This is a genomic window from Moorena sp. SIO4A5 (assembly GCF_010672005.1).
In the GTDB taxonomy this organism is placed as follows: Bacteria; Cyanobacteriota; Cyanobacteriia; order Cyanobacteriales; family Coleofasciculaceae; genus Moorena.
The window spans coordinates 24197-45110 of sequence record NZ_JAAHHZ010000008.1; the positions used below are offsets into that span (position 1 = coordinate 24197).

Here is a 20914-nt window from a genome sequence, read left to right on the forward strand (position 1 = left end):
TTCAGTCCTAGGTTACTTTCAACTATTATTTCTGTGCCCCCTCTGGTTCCTCTGCTCCCTCTGTGCTGATCGGATCACACTTCTCTAACTAAATAGGTTTGAGCCAAATCAGCTGGACTCATGGACTCATAAGGTTCAAAAGGCTGATGAATCCAAGGATTATCTGGCAAATAATCCACATAGTAATCAGGAGCAATCCCAGAACAGCCTTTATACCAGATCACAGCAGTACGAATCTCCTCAATTTCTGTACCATAATGACTATAAAGCCATTTAATCCCCTCTCGTAGACTAATACCAGAATCCACTAAATCATCCACCAACAGGATCCGATTACCTAATTTTGCCGTTGTCATTGCCAGGTGGCTCGAAAACGTAATCGGTCCTCGGATCCGATTGTCTGCTCCGGTATAGGAAGCAGCAGACAGAATCCCTAAGGGCTGATTGTAAATGCGGCAGAGGATATCACCAACCCGTAATCCTCCCTTAGCAATACAGACAATCTGGTTGAAATCCCAATCGGCTTGATAGAGTTTGACAGCTAGCCGTTCGATTTTTTCATAGTACTCTGACCAGGAGACATAAAGTTCTGACATAGTTCGCGCAATTGATATTGGTTAGGTATTGTTCAGGGAATCGACCATTAGCAAAAGTCGAAAACTATTCGACCATTACCAGCGGTTGTTCCGAATTTCCCAAGTTCGGAATTTCCCTACTTATACAAGAAGTCTAATGTTAGAAATGGCTTATGAGTGATTCGTTTTGCTAAAAAAATCCCGATCACCACATTGCCTAGCTAAATTATCTTATCGGTTATGAGTGATGTTTCTAGTTCTGATGCCAGTAATCCTGCCCAAGTCTCCGGTGGACTCGAAAAGCTTAACTTTACCACCAAACTAGCTTATGGTGCTGGAGATATGGGTCCAGCCATGACCGCCAATCTCTTAGTCTTTTACCTCCTGCCATTTTTAACCAATGTGGCTGGTTTACCAGCGGGTTTGGCAGGGAGCATTCTGATGATTGGCAAAGTTTCCGATGCCATCAATGATCCCATGGTTGGGATTATGAGCGATCGCACTCGTTCTAGTTGGGGGCGTCGCATTCCCTGGATGCTCTTTGGGGCAATTCCGTTTGGTGTTCTGTTTTTCTTACAGTGGATTGTCCCCCACTTCAGTCATAACAATACTATCAATAACTGGTTGCTGTTTAGCTACTACCTTCTGATTGCTATTCTGTTCAACATTGCCTACACTGCAGTTAACCTACCCTACACCGCCCTAACTCCAGAACTCACCCAAGACTACAACGAACGCACTAGCCTCAACAGCTTTCGCTTTACCTTTTCCATCGGTGGCAGCATCCTAACCTTAGTTCTAGGCGGATTAATTTTTAGTGCCTATGCCGGTGATAGTGGTCAGCAATATCTAGTGCTAGGGTTAGTCACCACCTTGCTGGCGGTGGTGCCGATATTGTGGTGTGTGCTGCGCATCCAAGAACGAGGTGCACAGCCTATATTGGGAACTCAGCAGAAAAAGACTGTAGGAACTCTGCTCACCCTAATTGGACCCCTATCATTTTTCTATGGCATTGCCCGGATTATCCCAGTGACTGCCCAATTATTGGGTGCCACTAGCAACCCTGATATCACTGGTATCTTTCTCAGTCTTCTTGGTTTACTAATTACCGTCTTTGGTATAACTCTGATATTTTCTACCCCAGAACCCCACCTGAAAGATAGCTCTGCTTTCACAGAGCGCTCTGAAGCTGACACTTCAGCCTCCTTATCTTTTTTTGAGCAACTGCGGATTGTATTCAGTAACCAGCCTTTTCTCTATGTGATTGGCATTTATCTGTGTTCCTGGTTAGGTGTCCAGTTAATCGGTTCTATCCTGCTTTACTTCGTAGTCAATTGGATGGGATTGCCCGAGTCTACCTTTCCCTTAGTCGCCCTTGCGGTTCAAGGTACTGCCTTATTAATGCTGTTTTTCTGGAAGATGGTCAGTGAGCGATTGGGCAAAAAAACCGCTTACTTTATGGGCACTAGTATCTGGGTTATCGCTCAAGTTGGTCTATTTTTGCTACAACCTGGTCAAGTGGCCTTAATGTACTGTTTAGCTGTTATGGCTGGTTTTGGCGTTTCTGTGGCTTATCTGATCCCCTGGTCCATGGTGCCCGATGTGATTGAACTCGATGAATTGACCACAGGTCAGCGTCGGGAAGGGGTATTTTATGGCTTCATGGTTTTGCTGCAAAAACTTGGTTTAGCCCTAGGACTGTTTTTAGTCGGTATTGTCCTAGAGTGGTCAGGATTCATCTCATCTACTGCTGGGCAACCAGTCCCCACCCAACCCGATTCCGCACTGCTAGCCATCCGTATCGCTATTGGACCATTGCCAACCCTATTCTTGATTGGTGGTATAGCACTCGCTTACTTCTATCCCATCACCAAGGAATTTCATGCCCAAATTCTCTTGCAGCTACGAGAGCGTGATCAAGCTACTAGGCAAGGGGAATAGGAATTGATCGGTTCTGTTGAAGATCTAGTTTGACTCAGGAGTAGTTTTCTAAAAATAGGAATGGGTCAGCCTGGGGTTAATTTGCCAATCAATGGCAATCAATGATCAAAAAGGTAGATGCGTTATAGCTTGAGTCGTAGCAATTACGATCACCATCTTGGCTTGAGTTTAAGACGCCTGCCATTCCAATTCAGGCAGACTCTCCCAGGCTTGGACAACGAGGTCATTGAGTAATACTCTTTGTGAGTGATCAAGCCAATCGTCTTCTGCTAAGACTTCGGCAGTTAAATCGTCAAGGGACTGTCCCTCTTGACGGGCAATGTGAATGACACCAGCAATCGCCACTACCACCAGTTCTTCATCAACCGGTTGTTGACGTAGGGCGACTATTTCTTGTGGACTGGCTGGAATGGGATAATTCATACCTAACAAACAAGGGCACCCTTGACTATAACTAAACTGAAATCAATGTAAAGTATTTTTACGAATATTAAACAAGTCGATACTTGGAAGCTTAGCGTATTTTCAGCACTGATTACCTCCGTCTCTCCTCTTAATGACATTTATGATCACATAACCCCTATGAAAGAGATTCTGTACGTAGAAATCCCTACACCAGACACAAAGAGTGTCTGCCACTGGTTGCAACAGGAATGGCAGCCTAAGCTCGGGGATAAGATAATCACGCCGGATGGTATCCGTCTGCAATGGGAGACTACTCCTGATGAGAATTCTAATCACAAGACTACAGTTGTAGTTTCTTTGATTCCAGAAATCTCGATTTTTGTGTGGTCCGTGCAGCGAACCACCTACCTCAAAGCCTTTCGTTGGTCCGAAAAGCCCCTGAGCGGCGAAAACCTAATTCTAAGACAGCTGACCCAAAGTCTTCGGGACCAATTCCCCTACCACTATCCAGAACCACCGGATGTAGAGTTATCTGAGCAATCCATCTTTGAAGCATTAGCACCCTATTATCCTCAGACTGTGCACTTTTTCCGGAAAATGCCTAGAGGAGAATATGACCTTAATCGAGTTTATTGGTGGGAAAAGCGCTGGCGTGAGGGGGTTCGTAACCCCCAGCAGCCCAAGCAGGTAGTGTTTAAGGGGTTGAAGGTTGAAAGTTCCCAACAGTTGAAGGTTGGCCAGTTGCAGGTTGAAGGTTCCCAACAGTTGAAGGTTGGCCAGTTGCAGGTTGAAGGTTCCCAACAGTTGAAGGTTGGCCAGTTGCAGGTTGAAGGTTCCCAACAGTTGAAGGTTGGCCAGTTGCAGGTTGAAGGTTCCCAAAACAACCTTGGCCAAAAGGCCACGCTACGCGAACAACCATCTAACCTTCAACCATCTAACCTTCAACCATCTAACCTTGAACCAACTAACCTTCAACCATCTAACCTTCAACCATCTAACCTTCAACCATCTAACCTTCAACCAACTAACCTTCAAGCATCTAACCTTCAACCTTCAACCTCTAAGTACGACGTAATCTACATCGGTGGTGCCTTGGGAGTGATCCATGCTGCAACAATGGCGCAGCGGGGTTATCGGGTATTGCTGATTGAGCGGTTAACCTTTGGGCGGATGAACCGGGAATGGAATATTTCACGGGATGAGTTTCAAAGCCTGATTGATTTGGGTTTATTTACCCCAACTGAGTTTGAAGGGATCATTGCTAGGGAATACGTTGATGGATTCAATAAGTTCTTTGATAGCAACAACCCACCCCACTTGAAAGCAGCCATCTTGCACACCCCAAGGGTGCTCAATATCGCCATTGATTCTGCTAAGTTTTTGCAACTGTGTGGGAAAAAGCTAAAGAGTGCTGGGGGAGAAATCTGGGATGAGACAGAGTTTATCCAAGCAACTATCACCCCAGAGGAAGTTGTGGTGGACTTGCAACACTTACCGACTAAATCTAACCGACAAGTGAGTGGTCGTCTGTTGGTGGATGCCATGGGAACGGCTTCACCAATTGCTTGGCAGCTCAATGGGGGTAGGGCGTTTAATAGTGTCTGTCCCACCGTGGGGGCTGTGATTGAGGGATTAGAGCCTCAGGTGTGGGATCCCGATTATGGTGATGTTCTCAATAGTCATGGGGATATTTCACGGGGACGTCAGCTGATTTGGGAGTTGTTCCCTGGTGCAGGTGAGGAATTGACAATTTATTTGTTCCATTACCATCAGATACATCCTGAGAATCCCGGCTCTTTATTAGAAATGTATGAAGATTTCTTTACTATCTTACCGGAATACCGCAGATGTGATATAGAAAAGTTGGTGTGGAAGAAGCCAACCTTTGGGTATATTCCCGGACATTTTACGGTGGGAAGTCGCGATCGCATTGTGGCCTTTGACCGACTGGTTGCCATTGGTGATGCTGCTTCCCTTCAGTCCCCCTTGGTGTTCACTGGCTTCGGTTCCTTAGTGCGTAACCTCTATCGCTTAACCGATCTCTTGGACACTGCCTTGCGGCACAATCTTTTGAGTGTTAAGGATTTAAATCAAATTCGTGCCTATCAAAGTAATATTGCTGTGACCTGGCTCTTTTCCCAGGGGATGATGGTACCAACAGGTCGTCATCTACCACCCCAACGGATTAACGCCATGCTCAATACCTTTTTTGGGTTGTTGGCAGATGAACCACCGGAGGTACCAGATACGTTTATTAAAGACCGTTTCAGTTGGTTAACCTTTAATCGACTGGCACTCAAAGCAGCTCGGCGAAACCCTGCCCTCATCCCCTGGATTTTGGAAATGGCTGGTGCTAAGGATTTCTTGCTTTGGGTAGGCAGTTACTTAAGTTTTACTAGCAATGCCTTGGTCAGCGGGTTGCTCAAAGGTTGGTTTCCCAGTCTAGTTCGACGGTTACAGCCCTGGCTTGAAAAGCGTTCTCCACGGCTTTGGTTACAGTTGTTGGCTCAAAGTTATGCCATCACAGCTGGGATGGGGCGTCCTGAGAAAATAAACCGTGAGCTCAAATTCCATTGAATACTTATCATTGAAGGTTATTCGTTAATTGTTAATTAACGAATAATCAAGAATTAAAATGATGATGAGTAAAAGAAAGAGTTTAGTAATTATCTGTCTAATTTTAATCGCTGTTGTCGGTGTTGTCATTAATGTCAAACTTTTGCAAGTTTGGAACTATAACACTGAGGGACACGATATTTACTATAGCTGGGTAGAAGGGAAGCGAATTTTATCGGGGGAAAATCCCTACGCTAGAGTCTTATCGGGAAATATGAGAGAAAATCAGAAGTATGCTACGTATTTCCCCCTTTTTTATTGGCTTTCAGCATTAACTCAATTATTAGGATTCCAAGACTATTCAGACTGGATTTCCCTATGGCGACCGATATTTTTAATGGTTAATATCGGGATTGCTGGTTTAATTTTATATCATTTGTATAACCATAACCTATTTATTTTTGGCTGGTTTGCTGCTTTATTATGGTTACTGAACCGATGGACGCTTTATGTGAGTATCGACGCTAACTTAGATTTCCTAGCCATATTTTTTCTGATTCTTTCCCTGATGTTACTGCCGAAACACAAGTCCACAGCTTTCTTGATGTTTAGCTTGTCTTTAGCGATTAAACAAATTGCTATCTTTTTACTACCACTTTATCTGATTTGGGCTTGGCAATCATCAGAGGAGAATCCTGTCAAGGATACCTTTATCGCTTTGTTATTAATACTTGTTATCCCTGGGATAACGTCACTACCATTTATTTTATGGAATGCAGAAGGGTTCTTTAAATCGATTCTATTTTCAGCCACTAGAAATCCAGACGGACATGTTAATGCTCCTTCCTTAGATGGGTTAATTACATTATCAAATCCTGATTTCATTGGTATCAAAGCTAAGTTGCCAATGGTGTTGGTAATGAGTCTAGTATTTCTGAGTGCCATGAAGCGACAAATTGGCATCTATACTAGTGCTTTGCTGACCATGTCGGTATTTATTGAATTCAATTCAGTAATATTTAACCAATATTTTTGTTGGGTTGTACCTTTGTTGCCTCTCGCTAGTTGCGAGATACTTCTTAAGAAGGATGCCAAATGAGATATCCTTCCGTTAAACGTGATGCTCGGTACGAGCCGCTACGCGAACGCATCAGGATCTCAATAGCGAAACCCAACAAAACCATTGCCAATGTTGGGTTTAGCTACCGCTCCACCGCTGCCTATCTAAAATCAAGGGTTTTAGGAGTAAAGTCAGTCAATCACCGTCTAGCACTAGCCCCCTGCCCCCTCAAGGGTGGAGCTATACACACCAAGTGCGCACCTCAAGGACTCAGAGAAAATCATCGATGTGGTGAGCCTAAGTCTGCAAGCTTAGTTTGTGTAGTCGCTACCTATGGGTTACATGCACCCATCCCTTGCCCCATTTATCATCACCCTGTCAGCCGAAACCCTTACTTATACCGCACTTCCGAGGAATTAGTTATTTTTCTACCAGATTTGTTAAGTATTGTGACCTTTCCCATGATATGATTACCTCTGGTTTGTGAAAACAAGCCAGATGACTGGACTAGCATTTGCTGCTACCGGTGAACTTGTCAGATGACCCTCTTGAGAAACCATTGACCATGGAGGAAAACACGCAAACAAGTTACTTGTCCCCTTCAACGAGTTCGTCAATGCAGGAGTATTACCAACTCAAACAAACTCTGTTGTTGGTCACCCTAGTCGCGACAGGGATTATTTTCATCTGTGTGTGGCTGGTTTACTCCCTCAACATTGCCTTAAATTATTTGATCGGGGCGTGTACTGGTATGGTTTACTTGAGAATGTTGGCTAAAGACGTAGAGCGGCTAAGCCAACAAAATAGGCGTCCGAGCATGGCTCGGTTTGCGGTTTTTATTGGGATAATTGTAGTAGCCAGTCAATGGCAAAAATTACAAATACTTCCTATATTTTTAGGGTTTCTGACGTACAAAGCCGCAATTATCGTCTATATCCTGCAAAGCCTACTAAATCCTACCTCTAAGTAAGATTTATTTAAGTCGGATTTCTTGGTAGGATAAACAGACGTTTCACCCTTGACAGAAATCTGGGTAAATCTCCAGAATGGAAATGATAAATTCTTTAAACGTTCTGAATTCTTTACCCCTTGCTTCCTTAGAAGTTGGTGAACACTTTTATTGGCGGATTGGCAATTTAACATTACACGGTCAGGTTTTTCTCACCTCCTGGGTAGTGATTGCTATTCTGGTAGTAGCTTCCCTTGCGGCAACTCGAAATGTCCAAATGGTTCCTGGCGGTATCCAAAATTTGATGGAGTACGCCCTAGAATTTTTGAGGGATTTAGCGAAAAACCAGCTGGGGGAAAAAGAATATCGCCCTTGGGTACCTTTTATCGGTACACTGTTTTTGTTTATCTTCGTGTCAAACTGGTCAGGAGCCCTCATTCCTTGGAGTATTATCGAGCTCCCATCCGGTGAGCTGGCGGCTCCTACCAATGACATCAATACCACCGTTGCTTTAGCCTTACTAACATCGTTGGCGTATTTTTACGCTGGTTTGAGCAAGAAGGGTTTAGGTTACTTCGCTGGCTATATTCAGCCAATACCAATCCTCTTGCCGATCAAGATTTTAGAAGACTTCACCAAACCCCTCTCCCTAAGCTTCCGTTTATTTGGCAATATTCTGGCAGATGAACTGGTAGTAGCCGTGTTGGTGCTGCTAGTGCCTCTGTTTATCCCGTTGCCAATTATGGCGCTAGGTCTATTTACCAGTGCAATTCAAGCCCTGGTCTTCGCTACCTTGGCAGCTGCCTACATTCACGAGGCAATAGAAGTCGAAGGCGAAGAACATTAAGGGATAACCTTATGATGGGAATGGCACGGTAGCCTTAAATTAGGAATAGTTGGAATTGATCACTCCTTCGGAGAATCCTTCTGACTAGTAGCTCTCTATTTTGTTCTTTACTCACGGATAAGAAAAATCATCATGGATCCAATCATTGCTGCTGCTTCAGTTGTCGCTGCTGCTCTCGCTGTCGGTTTAGCTGCTATCGGCCCTGGTATCGGTCAAGGAAATGCTGCTGGTCAAGCTGTAGAAGGTATTGCTCGTCAGCCGGAAGCTGAAGGAAAAATTCGCGGTACTCTCCTGTTAACCTTGGCATTCATGGAATCCCTGACTATCTATGGTCTGGTAATTTCTCTGGTACTGCTGTTTGCTAACCCATTTTCTTAGAACCTGATACTTTATGTAGAGACGTTGCAGGCAACGTCTCTACATGGTAGGTCTGATAAGGTGAATTGTTCGGTTTTATTCCGATTTGGGATTTGTAAAAAATGTTTGATTTTGATGCTACTCTGCCTCTGATGGCATTGCAGTTTCTGGTTTTGACAGTTGTATTAAATACCATATTCTATAAGCCACTGACAAAAACGCTGGATGAGCGTGACGAATACATCCGGAATCAGGAATCTGATGCCAAAAAACGCTTGTCTAAAGCCGAAGAAATGGCTAAAGAGTATGAAGAACAGTTGGGTCAAGCCCGGAAGCAGTCTCAAGCTGTGATCGCTTCTGCTCAAGAAGATGCCAGAAAAATGGCAGCTCAAGCGATCGCTGAAGCCCAACAAGAAGCTCAGGCTGAACGAGCAAAAGCTCAAGAAGAAATTGATCAACAGAAACAGCAAGCAATGGCTTCCCTCGAACAACAGGTGGATGATCTATCTCGCCAAATCTTAGAAAAATTGTTAGGGCCAGCGTTAGTAAGATAAATGGTGGCGTCTTGACCGCCTGACCCATATATTTACTAAAACTCCTAAGAGATTGGCGATGTGGGAGTACTGTCAAACTATTTCAAACTATTAATTATCTTGAGATAATTGTCTTGAGATAATTGTCTTGAAATAATTGTCTTGAGATAATTATCTTGAGAGTAGGTGGACAGGTCATAGCTTAGCAAGATTATGCGTTCAAAACAATTGTAAACGGATATGATGGGGAATTTAGTATTATTGGCAACAGAAGCTCATGGAGAAGGTGGTTTTGGATTAAACTTTAATATTCTTGAAACCAACCTAATCAACCTGAGTATTTTGTTGGGAGTACTCTACTACTTCGGAAGCAAATTAGTGGGAAACATTTTGAGTGAGCGACGCTCAAAAATTGAACAGGCGATTAAAGAAGTAGAAGCTCGTCAAAGACAAGGAGCCGAAGCCTTAGCAGATCAACAGCAGAAGTTAGCTCAAGCCCAAGTCGAGGCAGAAAACATTCGTGCTGCAGCAGAAGTTAATGCTAAAGCAGCTAAAGAGGCAATTTTGGCCGCTTCGGCTCAAGAGATTGAACGGATGAAAGAATCAGCAGTTCAGGATTTGAACTCGGAGAGGGAACGAGCCATGGCCGAACTACGCCAGCGAGTTGCTACCATGGCAATGGCTAAGGTTGATTCCCAACTAAGAGAGACATTAGATAATTCCGCTCAACAACAATTAATTGACCGCAACATCGCTCTGTTGGGAGGTGGCTCATGAAAGGTGGTTTTTTGAGTGGCCAAGTACTCGAACCTTATGCAGAAGCGTTGCTCGATTTGGCTAAGTCCGATAACGAACTCAAAGGCAAACTGAGTGAGGATGTAGATACTCTGCTGAGTCTTTTGAAAGAATCGCCACAATTGCAGGAGTTTTTAGGCTCTCCTGTGGTCAGAGCTGAGGATAAAATCGGGGTCTTGCAACAAATTGCTGGGGACCAACTTCACCCCTACACCATGAATTTTTTGAGGATTCTAGTAGACCGTGGGCGCATTGCGTTTTTGGAAGGCATTTGCCTGAAGTACCAAGAACTTCTCAGAGAGTTAGATCAAACTGTTTTGGCTGAGGTGAGTTCAGCAATAGAACTTTCTGAAGCTCAGCAAGAATCAGTTCGTGAGAAAGTTAAGTCCCTCACGGGAGCCAATCAGGTAGAACTGGATACAAAAATTGACCCGGATGTAATTGGTGGTGTGATCATTAAAGTCGGGTCTGAGATATTTGATGCCAGTCTAAAAGGACAACTCCGTCGCATCGGTATGGCTCTGACGAGTTGAAGTACGTCACGTTCGTTGTTCGCCCAAGACGAGTCGGTGTAGGGTAAGTTAGTTGGTTCCCTAAGGCTTACCTTTTAGGGTAGGTTAGTTGGTTAAAGATTAACCCCTTGGGACATAACCTTGAACAGTCAACAGTCAACAGTCAACAGTTAATAGTTAACAGTAAACAATTAGTTAGTTAACGATAAAAACACATCATGATTAGCATTAGACCAGACGAAATTAGCAGCATTATTCGGCAGCAAATTCAAGGATATAACCAAGGTTTTGCCGTTTCCAACGTTGGAACGGTTTTGCAAGTTGGTGATGGTATTGCCCGGATTTATGGCTTGGAAAAGTGCATGGCTGGGGAACTGCTGGAGTTTGAAGATGGCACCGTTGGCATTGCCCAGAACTTAGAACAGGACAATGTGGGTGCAGTGCTGATGGGGGATGGTTTAAATATCCAGGAAGGTAGCTCGGTTACTGCTACTGGTAAAATTGCTCAGGTACCCGTCGGAGAGGCACTGATTGGTCGGGTAGTTGATGGCTTGGGTCGTCCCATTGATGGTAAGGGGGACATTCAAAGCACTGAATCCCGTCTGGTTGAATCCATGGCCCCAGGGATTATTGCGCGGCGTTCAGTTTGTGAACCCATGCAAACGGGAATCACCGCTATTGACGCTATGATTCCCGTTGGACGCGGTCAGCGGGAGTTGATTATCGGTGACCGACAAACCGGGAAAACTGCTATTGCTGTAGACACAATCATCAACCAGAAACAGGAAGATGTAATTTGTGTCTATGTTGCTATTGGTCAGAAGGCATCTACTGTAGCCCAAGTGGTGAATACCCTCCAGGAAAAAGGAGCATTAGACTACACTGTGGTCGTGGCAGCGAACGCCAATGACCCAGCTACTCTACAGTTCTTGGCTCCCTACACTGGTGCCTCGATTGCCGAGTACTTTATGTACAACGGTAAGGCAACCCTAGTGATTTATGATGACTTGTCTAAGCAAGCTCAAGCCTATCGCCAGATGTCCCTACTGCTGCGCCGTCCACCAGGACGGGAAGCTTATCCAGGAGATGTGTTCTACGTCCACTCCCGGTTGTTGGAACGGGCAGCAAAACTGAATGATGAACTAGGTGGTGGTAGTATGACCGCACTGCCTATTATTGAAACTCAGGCTGGTGACGTATCAGCTTACATCCCGACTAATGTAATTTCTATTACTGATGGTCAAATCTTCCTCTCCTCTGACCTATTTAACTCTGGTGTCAGACCAGCGATTAACCCTGGTATCTCAGTGTCACGGGTAGGTTCTGCGGCCCAAACCAAGGCCATGAAGAAAGTGGCTGGTAAGTTGAAGCTAGAACTAGCCCAGTTTGACGACTTGCAAGCTTTTGCTCAGTTTGCCTCCGACTTGGATGCCGCTACCCAAGCTCAGTTGGCTCGGGGTCAGCGTTTACGGGAAGTGTTGAAGCAACCTCAGAATTCCCCCCTAGCTGTGTTTGAGCAAGTGGCAATCGTTTACGCTGGACTCAATGGCTATCTAGATGATGTGCCTACTGATAAGGTGACAACTTTTACTCAGGGACTGCGGGAGTACTTGAAAACCAGCAAGCCAGAGTACGTTGAGATCATCAAAAAGGAGAAGAAGCTCACTGATGAAGCCGAAAGCATTCTAAAGGAAGCGATCGCAGAATACAAACAGACCTTCCTAGTCTCCGCTTAACAGGTTAAAGATTAGTTTCGGTTGCAGGTTAGTTTCCGTTGCAGGTTGCAGGTTAGTAGGTTGCAGGTTAGTAGGTTGCAGGTTGCAGGTTAGTAGGTTGCAGGTTAGTAGGTTGCAGGTTCTATAAAAAACAGTCAACCTTAAACCTTAAACCTTCAACCTACCCTTCACCGAACGCCTTTGGCGAACAACCTTTTTGAATTAAGAATGCGCGAATGCAGAATGTAGAATTCTTAATTCTTAATTCTTAATTCTACATTCGCGCATTCTGCATTCTGACAAACAACCTTCAACCCGAGACAAATTTAACCCTTCATCCTTCATCCTTGAACAGATTATGCCTAATCTAAAAGATATTCGCGATCGCATTAAGTCAGTCAAAAATACCCGGAAAATCACCGAAGCGATGCGCCTTGTGGCTGCGGCTAAGGTACGTCGTGCTCAACAACAGGTAACTGCCACCCGTCCCTTTGCTGACCGCTTAACACAAGTTCTCTACGGTTTGCAAAACCGGATGCAGTTTGAAGATGCCAATCTGCCCCTACTAAAAGAACGGGAAATCAAGAATGTAGGCTTGCTCGTCGTTTCAGGGGATCGAGGACTATGTGGCGGTTACAATACTAACGTTATCAAGCGTGCCGAAAACCGTGCAAAGGAACTACAGGAGAAAGGGGTTGGCTACAAATACGTGCTAGTTGGACGAAAAGCTATTCAGTACTTCGAGCGCCGCGACCAGCCAATTGATGCCAAGTACACCGGTTTAGAACAGATTCCCACCGCATCAGAAGCATCTATGATTGCTGACCAACTCCTCTCCCTGTTTCTGTCTGAAACCGTAGACCGGGTGGAGTTGATATACACCAAATTCGTCTCATTGATTAGTTCTCGACCTGCGGTTCAAACCCTGCTACCCCTAACAGCTAAGGGACTAGAATCACAGGATGATGAGATCTTCAGATTGACAACTAAAGGTGGTGAGTTCAAGGTGGAGCGGGAGGTAGTCACAAGGACAAGTACCGAGACTTTCCCCCGTGACATGATCTTTGAACAAGACCCTGTCCAAATTCTGGATGCCCTGTTGCCTTTATATCTAAATAACCAGTTACTACGGGCATTACAAGAGTCAGCAGCTAGTGAACTGGCTTGTCGGATGACAGCAATGAGTAATGCTAGTGATAATGCTTCGGAACTGACTGGTAAACTAACCCTAACCTACAACAAGGCACGGCAAGCCGCAATTACCCAGGAAATTCTGGAAGTTGTGGGTGGTGCTGAAGCACTCGGTTAATTTCATTTCATTTAATTTTTTTTATCATCAGCTGCAAAGATTACCTGCGTCTGGAATTAACCAGGCGCATTTTTAATTTTTGCTAATTTTATCAGCAATTATAGTGTTTGTTAAGAAAGGGAATATCGGGTTATATCATATTACTATAGCAATTATTATAGCTATGAGGTACAAAGCGATCCCCCTAAATCCCCCTTAAAAAGGGGGACTTTGAGGTTGAGAAGCGTACCTCATAAATGCAAGAAAAGCTATATAATCAGTTATCAAAAAACTGAGCTTCCTTCTTGTAGGTAATCTCCCTTATCATCGCCTGTTACCTGTTCCCTGTTGCCTGTTACCTGTTCCCTATTATCTACTAATTATAAGTGTTCAACCGAAAATGATATTAGGTCATGAAACAATTATGGAATCGGCAGCCTATTGAGATTAGGCATACAATATTGGCTGCTATTTTAGTATTAGTTATAGTAAGTTTCTTTTATTTTGTAAAATTTGAAGGGAACATTACTGGCTTTTTCAGAATTGGGTCACTATTTCCTATTTCTCCTTATCTCAATAGTGATCAAGTATTGATTTATCAGGGAGAGCAGGGATATGATGGTCAACAGTTTCTGAGTATTGCCCTCGATCCATGGTTAGAAAACTCAGGGACAATAGAAGCTATTACTCCTCCGCAATATCGCTACAGAAGAATTCTGTATCCACTGCTAGGTTATTTATTAGGTTTTGGGAATCCCCAGCTAATTCCCTACGCAATGGTTGGAATTAACTGTCTAGCTATTATTCTGATAGTATTTGTGAGTAGTTTATATCTCAAACGATATAGTGGTAGAACTTGGCAATCACTCCTGGTTCTTTCTATACCAGGAGTTTGGATGGTTTTATCTCTTTCAACAGCTGATTTAATCAGTAGCTTGCTGCTGGTAACAGCTATCTATTTTTATCGCAATGAAAAACCGATTTACACAGCAATAGCGATCGCAGCTGCTTGTCTGACGCGGGAGACAATGCTATTAATGTGGTTGGCAATTTTATTAACCAGTATATGGGAACGCAAAGGTCGGCAGCTGCAACATCTATTATGGGCTTGGATACCAGTAGCTGGGTGGGCTATCTATGTTTTCTATCATCTAGAGGCTCAAGAGAATCTAGAAGGTAGTGAAAATTTTGGCTACCCCCTATTTGGCATAGGTCAAAAGCTGATTAATAGTCTCACAGGAGGACTAGGGGTAAAAAACCTGTTTGAAGCTTACTCATTTGCCTTATTAATAGCAGCTTTTGTAGTTACTATACTGCTAGCCAGTCAGTCCCTGCGGCAAAACAAAGTTATCCTAATCAGTGCCATTATTTATGCTGTGCTATTTTCAATGACTAGCATGACTATCTTAGGGTATTATTTAGATTATTCTCGTGTATACCTAGATATCTATTTCTTATTATTACTCAGCAGCAGTTACTCAAAACGCTATTTAAGCTATTTAAAAAATATCGTCATGGCTGGTGCCAGCTTGGCAAGCATCACCTATTTACTTGCCCATTCGTGAAACAGCGGAAATTTGTAAGCTATCAGCTATCAGCTAATGCGCTATGCCCACGCTACGCGAATAGGTTTTTAATAAAATAGGTAAGCATTAGTTGAATCTGAGTTAAGTCTGCTGAGGAGTGACAGCTTACGGCACATCAAGTAGCGTTCGGGTATCGCATATGCTTTTTTCATTAATCTCTCAACATTAAATTATCCCTAAACAGGTTTATGTTAAGCTGAGGGCTGACAGCTGACGTAAATTGTTTAAATAAAACTCTAACAAAGAAAAACAACTTACTTATATAGCTTCTTTGATCGCGCTCTAATTATATATTAGACCTCTTGCATAAGTCTCATAAACCGTGGCTGTTGACAAGGCAAAAGGCAAGAGGCAAGAGGCAAAAGGGATAGATTTTGCTTTCATAACCACTGTCAATGTGATCACTGTGGACAGATTACAAAAGACCATTGAGATTACCAGATAGTTTCTGGACAGGATTTGGAATAAGAGCTGCAAGGATTTATCGAAGGATAATAGCCCACATTTGATATCTCATAAAATTAGTAATTTGTAATTATTTAGTTGTAGTTAATCATAAATTATAAGTCTTAATTTATGATTCCTAAAAACCAGCAACCACAGCATTTTGAATAACTCTCATATGTGCTCGAAGCATTAATAATTAAATTCGCCACGGGTCTCACCTCAGGTACACAGGATTTTTTCCTTTTGCCCTCTGAACTCTTACCTGCTCCCTGCTCCCTAAAACCCAAGAATTTGTACCTGACCGAATTGCCAAACGCTTTAAATGCTTTAAAGGACATGAATTATCATCCAATTAAAGCTTTTTATAAATTCTCTAAGTGAAGTAAATTTATTTCACAACATCTTTAACTAATCGATACGTAGAATTATGCTGATTTTATAATCAATAGCAATTTTTTCGCTTATTATGAATCTATAAATTCAAACATTCAAATTCAAACATTCAGCCATCAGCTAACGCCCTAGGCGCATCTACGCTGACTATATATCAGCCCTGGCCTGAGCTGAATGCTTACCTTTTTTCAGAAAAAGGGAAAATTTAACTTGATTAACCATTAGAGGCTGAAAACCACTGTAGTTTTCAGATACAACCTCAGATACTACCCAGGTGTGCATTACATAGCAACTTACGATTAATTAATTAATTAAGGAGGGAACATCAATGGTTTCTAATGATAACTTTGCCGACCGGATATCCTTAAACGGTACACCAGTTAGTACCACAGGCACTAACGTGAGTTTCACTGGGGAGCCAGGTGAGCCGGATCATGCAGAAGTTAGCAGCCCGTTAAATTCTGCTTGGTGGTCTTGGACAGCTGCCGCTGATGGTATCGCGACCATTGATACTTTTGGGAGTGACTACGACACTAGCCTAGCAGTCTATACCGGTTCAGCAGTTAACAGCTTAACTGAAATTGCCAGTAATGATGATAATGGCATGAGTTTTCAAAGCGCAGTTCAATTTACCGTTACCGCTGGTACAACCTACCAAATTGCTGTTGATGGCTTTTCGTCCAACACAGGCTTGATTGATCTCAACATCAACTTAGATGAGGGAGCATCAATCGTTTCTAATGATAACTTTGCCGACCGGATATCGTTAAACCGTACATCAGTTAGTACTACAGGCAATAGTCTGGGTTTCACTGGGGAGCCAGGTGAGCCGGATCATGCAGGCATTAGCAGCCCGTTAAATTCTGGTTGGTGGTCTTGGACAGCTGCCGCTGATGGTATCGTGACCATTGATACTTTTGGGAGTAACTACGACACTAGCCTAGCAGTCTACACTGGTTCAGCAGTTAACAGCTTAACAGAGATTGCCAGTAATGATGATACCTCTGGTTTGCAAAGCCAAGTTGTATTTACCGTTACCGCTGGTACAACCTACCAAATTGCTGTTGATGGCTTTTCGTCCAGCACAGGCTTGATTGATCTCAACATCAACTTAGATATTGATGACACTCTGATTTCAGGAACATCAAACGATGATACCCTGTTCGGCACTGTCGAAAACGATCAGATTGAGGGTTTGGCTGGCAATGACACAATCTTTGGTAGTGAGGGAATTAATACCCTTCTCGGCGGTGATGGTAATGACCTGATCTACGGTGGTTCACAGCTGGATGTGATTCGCGGTGGTAGCGGTAACGATACCATTTTCGCCAGTGAGGGTAATAATGAAATCTTTGGTGGTTCTGGTGATGACATCATCTATTCTGGCTCTGGCAATGATTTCATTAATAGTGGTACTGGTAACGACACCCTTTTCCTAGGGGGTGGTGATGATCTAATTGTCCTCGAAACCGGCAATGGCTTTGATACTATCAATAACTTCCAGCTTGGTCTAACTACCTTTGATGTTGCCAATCCTAATCAGCTGAGCATCGTTGATGGTAATAATGGTGCCGAAATCTCGAGCGGCGGAAACCTCTTGGCTGTGGTGAGTTCGACTCAAGCTAGCACTCTCAACGACAATCTCGATCAGGTGTTTGTCTAGGGTTTTTCTGCAAGCCTGCGGTGGAGCAAAGCTTACCCGAGTATAAAATCATTTTTTAATTAGCATAGTGCGTCTGAGTGAACTCAGGCGCATTTTTGATCAGGGTTGGTCTGCCCAGGGCTTTTGTTAAAAAATATTACAAAAATCGGACCTTTTGTAGAAAAAAGGCAAATTTAGTTTGATTAACTATTGGAGGCTGAAAAACACAGCAGTTTTTAGATACAGCCTCATACACCACCTCAGATGTAACTTCAGATACAACCGAGGTGTGGGTTACATAGCAACTGAGGATTCCTTATTAAGGAGGAAACATCAATGAATTCTATCAATATTATCACGGGAACAGCAGGCAATGATAACCTGTCCGGCACTGTCGAAAACGATTATATTAACGGTTTCGATGGCAATGACACGATCTCTGGTGCTGAGGGAATTGATACCCTTGTCGGCGCTAGTGGTAATGATCTGATCTACGGTAGTTCACAGCAGGATTGGATTTACGGTGGTAGCGGTAACGATACCATCTTCGGCAGTGAGGGTGATAATCAACTCTTTGGTGGTTCTGGTGATGACATCATCTATTCTGGCTCTGGCGATGATTACATTAATAGTGGCAGTGGTTACGACACCCTGTGGCTAGGGGGTGGTGAGGATCGAATTGTCCTCAACACCGGGGATGGATTTGATACCGTCAACAACTTCCAGCTTGGTCTAACTACCTTTGATGTTGCCAATCCTTATCATCTGAGCATCGTTGATGGTCAGGATGGTGCTGAAATCTTTAGCGGCGGAGACCTCCTGGCTGTGGTGAGTTCGACTCAAGCTAGTACTCTCTACGACAATTTCAATGAGGTGTTTGTCTACTAGGGTTTTTCTGTAAGCCTGCGGTAGAGCAAAGCTTGCCGGAGCATAAAATCATTTTTTTGCAGAATTATTGTTAGATGAGGAGAGGAAGATCACCGAAGTATAATTAGGTGATATTCCTCTTCTTTCCCTTGTTGCGATTTTCACCAATGAATGATATTATGTCCAGATAATTAGTAAGAAAAAACCATCTCCGATTAAATCTTACTCCCTTCCTTCACCATAACTGCCTTCCTTTTTGGCCGTGCGCGAACCACAATCCCATACCATATATCAACGCCACAACCTCTTAATTTCCTGCCAAATTTGTGATTGTCCTAACTGAGTATTTGGATGAGTTAAAACTCCCTGACTGGGACTAAATAAAAATGCCAGCATAAATAAACCAAAAGCTACTAAAACAATTGCTGGTCCAGAAGGCAGATTAAAAAAATAACTCAGGTACATACCAGTAATACTAGCTACTACCCCAAGGGCTGAACCCAAAATCATCATCTGGTGTAACCGATGGACTAATAAGTAAGCTGTTGCTCCTGGTGTGATTAACATCGCTAGCACCAAGATCACTCCAACTCCTTTGAGGCTAGCGACAATGGTCAAGGCAATCAAAATCATCAGACCAAAGTTTAGCAAGTTGGTTGGTAAACCTGCTGCTTTTGCCCCTAAGGGATCAAAGGTATAATACATTAATTCTTTGTACAGCAGGAGAATAATTGATAGTACAATCGCGGTGATAATGGCTGTATTGATAACTTCTTCATTGGTGACACTCAGAATATTACCGAATAGGAAGTGATTAAGGTCAATTTTGTTATCTTTCTGAATCACGGTAATTAAGGTGATGCCTAGGGCAAAGAAAGCGGAAAACACAATCCCCATGGCGGCATCTTCTTTAATTTGCGATCGCGTCCGGATCCAAGTAATCACGACAGTGCTAACCACCCCAGCAATAAAGGCTCCCACAAAAATGTCAGCACCGATCATAAATGCGATCGCTAATCCCGGTAGTACAGAATGACTGATAGCATCTCCGAGTAACGCCAGTCGCTGTACCATGAGGTAGCTACCAACTGCCGCACAAACGATGCCCACTAATACCGCAGTAATTAGCGATCGCTGCATAAACCCATAGTGCAACGGCTCAATTAAAACCTCTAACATATAGCATTTTTAGGTGATATCTTAACATAAGATTGATGGTAAAAGGGAACAGGGAACAGGGAACAGGGAACAGTATAAAAGAGCAATAGTAATATTTTTTTGTGCTATCATAAATCAGCTTTAGCATGCATGGCTTTTGCCTTCTTTCACTTTACAGCAACTGGATCTAACCAAAAAACGACTTGACCACCATAAGCCTGTTGCATATTAGCTGCACTCAATACCTCTTGCCTAGAGCCACTAGCAATTAACTCCCGATTCAACAAAATCAAATCATCAAAATTAGTCATCGCTTCTCCCAAATCATGGTGAACTACTAGCACAATTTTTCCGGCATCGGCGAGTTGATGGAGGATAGTAAAAATTACAGCTTCAGTTTTTTTGTCAATACCAGCCATCGGTTCATCAAAACAGAATATATCTGCTTGTTCAGCTAATGCTTTAGCCAGAAAGACGCGCTGCTGCTGTCCTCCCGATAGCTGTCCAATCGGACGATTGCGGTAATCACTCATGCCAACTTGTTCAATGGCATCCGCTGCGATCCGCCGGGATACCGTGGAAAAGCGACGAAACCATCCTGTTTTCCGGACTCTACCCATTAGCACAACATCCCAGACAGTGGCGGGATAAGTCCAGTCAATTTGCGTCCGCTGTGGCATATAAGCCACATTTTCTAACTTTTCTATCAACGGTTTTCCCTGATACATAGCAAAGCCCGTGGCAGTGGGAACTAACCCCAGCATGGCTTTCATCAAAGTACTTTTCCCTGCACCATTCGGACCAATAATTCCGGTTAATCGTCCTGGTTTGATCTCACAGTTGATATCCCTGAGTGCTTCTACTAAGCGGTAGTGTACACCCAGTTGCCTTAGGGTAATGGTTCCTGTCTGGGACAGATTGCTATATCCAGCTTGGTGTTTCCTCTTGGGAGAAGCAAGGTGATCAACCGAGGCAGCATGTGGCATAGAGGGTTCCGGAAACAAAAAATGATACAAATATGAAAATAGTTTATCATGAAAAATGAAAAGAATATGATAGGATTTATGCTGCAAACCCACTTTGTTAGCCATGTAGCGCCTTCATGAGGCGGTTTCCAGGCCAGTTGCTCATGGTGCATGGGTCTGTGTGGGTCACCTGGGTCCGCACCTTGAAAGCCCCGTGGAACGCCAGTTGCTCATGGGGGTTCCCCCCATGACCGGGCTGGATCGCTGTTTCAATCCCCTGAATTCCTTCGTGGGGTATTTTTGAATTTTGAATTGATAATTTT

The 20914-nt window shown here is 43.5% G+C and carries 19 protein-coding genes; 15 read left to right on the forward strand and 4 right to left on the reverse strand.

Features of this window, described 5'->3' with window-relative positions:
- Positions 1 to 74 precede the first annotated feature (74 nt).
- Positions 75 to 596 (reverse strand): phosphoribosyltransferase family protein, encoded by a 522-nt coding sequence (locus F6K57_RS05835; protein WP_293065680.1) that lies wholly within the window; start codon positions 594 to 596, stop codon positions 75 to 77.
- 219 nt (positions 597 to 815) lie between these two features.
- Between F6K57_RS05835 and F6K57_RS05840 the strand changes: the two genes are divergently transcribed.
- On the forward strand, positions 816 to 2516 hold the full coding sequence (locus F6K57_RS05840) for an MFS transporter (RefSeq protein ID WP_293065683.1): 1701 nt from the start codon (positions 816 to 818) through the stop codon (positions 2514 to 2516).
- A gap of 168 nt (positions 2517 to 2684) precedes the next feature.
- Here the strand turns inward: F6K57_RS05840 and F6K57_RS05845 are convergent, their stop codons facing one another.
- Positions 2685 to 2939, reverse strand: a complete 255-nt coding sequence (locus F6K57_RS05845) for a hypothetical protein (protein WP_293039139.1) — start codon at positions 2937 to 2939, stop codon at positions 2685 to 2687.
- A gap of 159 nt (positions 2940 to 3098) precedes the next feature.
- Here F6K57_RS05845 and F6K57_RS05850 point away from each other — a divergent pair, with 159 nt between their 5' ends.
- The 14 genes from F6K57_RS05850 to F6K57_RS05915 all read left to right on the forward strand — a co-directional run bounded on the left by F6K57_RS05850 (position 3099) and on the right by F6K57_RS05915 (position 18489).
- A complete protein-coding gene (locus F6K57_RS05850; RefSeq protein ID WP_293065687.1) occupies positions 3099 to 5498 on the forward strand; it encodes a hypothetical protein in 2400 nt (799 codons plus the stop codon).
- Positions 5499 to 5556: 58 nt separating this feature from the next.
- Complete coding sequence (locus F6K57_RS05855; protein WP_293065690.1) at positions 5557 to 6576, forward strand: hypothetical protein; 1020 nt, start codon at positions 5557 to 5559, stop codon at positions 6574 to 6576.
- Complete coding sequence (locus F6K57_RS05860) at positions 6573 to 7007, forward strand: hypothetical protein (RefSeq protein ID WP_293065693.1); 435 nt, start codon at positions 6573 to 6575, stop codon at positions 7005 to 7007. The genes F6K57_RS05855 and F6K57_RS05860 overlap by 4 nt, the downstream gene beginning before the upstream one ends.
- Before the next feature lie 146 nt (positions 7008 to 7153).
- Complete coding sequence (locus F6K57_RS05865) at positions 7154 to 7507, forward strand: ATP synthase subunit I (RefSeq protein ID WP_293018260.1); 354 nt, start codon at positions 7154 to 7156, stop codon at positions 7505 to 7507.
- A gap of 76 nt (positions 7508 to 7583) precedes the next feature.
- On the forward strand, positions 7584 to 8333 hold the full coding sequence (atpB, locus tag F6K57_RS05870; RefSeq protein WP_293018183.1) for a F0F1 ATP synthase subunit A: 750 nt from the start codon (positions 7584 to 7586) through the stop codon (positions 8331 to 8333).
- A gap of 132 nt (positions 8334 to 8465) precedes the next feature.
- Positions 8466 to 8711: an ATP synthase F0 subunit C gene (atpE, locus tag F6K57_RS05875; protein WP_070392129.1), complete on the forward strand. Its 246-nt coding sequence runs from the start codon at positions 8466 to 8468 to the stop codon at positions 8709 to 8711.
- Positions 8712 to 8812: 101 nt separating this feature from the next.
- Positions 8813 to 9244: a F0F1 ATP synthase subunit B' gene (locus F6K57_RS05880; RefSeq protein WP_293039151.1), complete on the forward strand. Its 432-nt coding sequence runs from the start codon at positions 8813 to 8815 to the stop codon at positions 9242 to 9244.
- Positions 9245 to 9466: 222 nt separating this feature from the next.
- On the forward strand, positions 9467 to 10000 hold the full coding sequence (locus tag F6K57_RS05885; RefSeq protein ID WP_075898224.1) for a F0F1 ATP synthase subunit B: 534 nt from the start codon (positions 9467 to 9469) through the stop codon (positions 9998 to 10000).
- Positions 9997 to 10551: an ATP synthase F1 subunit delta gene (gene atpH, locus F6K57_RS05890; protein WP_293018185.1), complete on the forward strand. Its 555-nt coding sequence runs from the start codon at positions 9997 to 9999 to the stop codon at positions 10549 to 10551. Before F6K57_RS05885 ends, atpH begins: the two co-directional genes overlap by 4 nt.
- 197 nt (positions 10552 to 10748) lie before the next feature.
- The gene (gene atpA / locus F6K57_RS05895; RefSeq protein WP_293018186.1) at positions 10749 to 12266 is read left to right on the forward strand and encodes a F0F1 ATP synthase subunit alpha; all 1518 of its coding nucleotides are present in this window, start codon (positions 10749 to 10751) and stop codon (positions 12264 to 12266) included.
- Between the two features lie 337 nt (positions 12267 to 12603).
- A complete protein-coding gene (locus tag F6K57_RS05900) occupies positions 12604 to 13554 on the forward strand; it encodes a F0F1 ATP synthase subunit gamma (protein ID WP_070392134.1) in 951 nt (316 codons plus the stop codon).
- Positions 13555 to 13946: 392 nt separating this feature from the next.
- Entirely contained in the window at positions 13947 to 15098 is a 1152-nt protein-coding gene (locus F6K57_RS05905; protein ID WP_293065700.1) for an AZOBR_p60025 family cell surface glycopolymer formation protein, read from the forward strand.
- A 1189-nt stretch (positions 15099 to 16287) separates the two neighbouring features.
- Complete coding sequence (locus tag F6K57_RS05910; protein ID WP_293065703.1) at positions 16288 to 17622, forward strand: hypothetical protein; 1335 nt, start codon at positions 16288 to 16290, stop codon at positions 17620 to 17622.
- 315 nt (positions 17623 to 17937) lie between these two features.
- Positions 17938 to 18489 (forward strand): calcium-binding protein, encoded by a 552-nt coding sequence (locus F6K57_RS05915; RefSeq protein WP_293065706.1) that lies wholly within the window; start codon positions 17938 to 17940, stop codon positions 18487 to 18489.
- Between the two features lie 270 nt (positions 18490 to 18759).
- Here the strand turns inward: F6K57_RS05915 and F6K57_RS05920 are convergent, their stop codons facing one another.
- Positions 18760 to 19647: a metal ABC transporter permease gene (locus F6K57_RS05920; RefSeq protein WP_293018191.1), complete on the reverse strand. Its 888-nt coding sequence runs from the start codon at positions 19645 to 19647 to the stop codon at positions 18760 to 18762.
- 146 nt (positions 19648 to 19793) lie between these two features.
- On the reverse strand, positions 19794 to 20612 hold the full coding sequence (locus F6K57_RS05925; protein WP_293065710.1) for a metal ABC transporter ATP-binding protein: 819 nt from the start codon (positions 20610 to 20612) through the stop codon (positions 19794 to 19796).
- Positions 20613 to 20914 lie beyond the last annotated feature (302 nt).

Bases quoted from the DNA above. Each gene is read 5' to 3' on its own strand.
- F6K57_RS05835 (WP_293065680.1), bottom strand. From the start codon at position 596: ATGTCAGAACTTTATGTCTCCTGGTCAGAGTACTATGAAAAAATCGAA.
- F6K57_RS05840 (WP_293065683.1), top strand. From the start codon at position 816: ATGAGTGATGTTTCTAGTTCTGATGCCAGTAATCCTGCCCAAGTCTCC.
- F6K57_RS05845 (WP_293039139.1), bottom strand. From the start codon at position 2,939: ATGAATTATCCCATTCCAGCCAGTCCACAAGAAATAGTCGCCCTACGT.
- F6K57_RS05850 (WP_293065687.1), top strand. From the start codon at position 3,099: ATGAAAGAGATTCTGTACGTAGAAATCCCTACACCAGACACAAAGAGT.
- F6K57_RS05855 (WP_293065690.1), top strand. From the start codon at position 5,557: ATGATGATGAGTAAAAGAAAGAGTTTAGTAATTATCTGTCTAATTTTA.
- F6K57_RS05860 (WP_293065693.1), top strand. From the start codon at position 6,573: ATGAGATATCCTTCCGTTAAACGTGATGCTCGGTACGAGCCGCTACGC.
- F6K57_RS05865 (WP_293018260.1), top strand. From the start codon at position 7,154: ATGCAGGAGTATTACCAACTCAAACAAACTCTGTTGTTGGTCACCCTA.
- atpB (WP_293018183.1), top strand. From the start codon at position 7,584: ATGGAAATGATAAATTCTTTAAACGTTCTGAATTCTTTACCCCTTGCT.
- atpE (WP_070392129.1), top strand. From the start codon at position 8,466: ATGGATCCAATCATTGCTGCTGCTTCAGTTGTCGCTGCTGCTCTCGCT.
- F6K57_RS05880 (WP_293039151.1), top strand. From the start codon at position 8,813: ATGTTTGATTTTGATGCTACTCTGCCTCTGATGGCATTGCAGTTTCTG.
- F6K57_RS05885 (WP_075898224.1), top strand. From the start codon at position 9,467: ATGGGGAATTTAGTATTATTGGCAACAGAAGCTCATGGAGAAGGTGGT.
- atpH (WP_293018185.1), top strand. From the start codon at position 9,997: ATGAAAGGTGGTTTTTTGAGTGGCCAAGTACTCGAACCTTATGCAGAA.
- atpA (WP_293018186.1), top strand. From the start codon at position 10,749: ATGATTAGCATTAGACCAGACGAAATTAGCAGCATTATTCGGCAGCAA.
- F6K57_RS05900 (WP_070392134.1), top strand. From the start codon at position 12,604: ATGCCTAATCTAAAAGATATTCGCGATCGCATTAAGTCAGTCAAAAAT.
- F6K57_RS05905 (WP_293065700.1), top strand. From the start codon at position 13,947: ATGAAACAATTATGGAATCGGCAGCCTATTGAGATTAGGCATACAATA.
- F6K57_RS05910 (WP_293065703.1), top strand. From the start codon at position 16,288: ATGGTTTCTAATGATAACTTTGCCGACCGGATATCCTTAAACGGTACA.
- F6K57_RS05915 (WP_293065706.1), top strand. From the start codon at position 17,938: ATGAATTCTATCAATATTATCACGGGAACAGCAGGCAATGATAACCTG.
- F6K57_RS05920 (WP_293018191.1), bottom strand. From the start codon at position 19,647: ATGTTAGAGGTTTTAATTGAGCCGTTGCACTATGGGTTTATGCAGCGA.
- F6K57_RS05925 (WP_293065710.1), bottom strand. From the start codon at position 20,612: ATGCCACATGCTGCCTCGGTTGATCACCTTGCTTCTCCCAAGAGGAAA.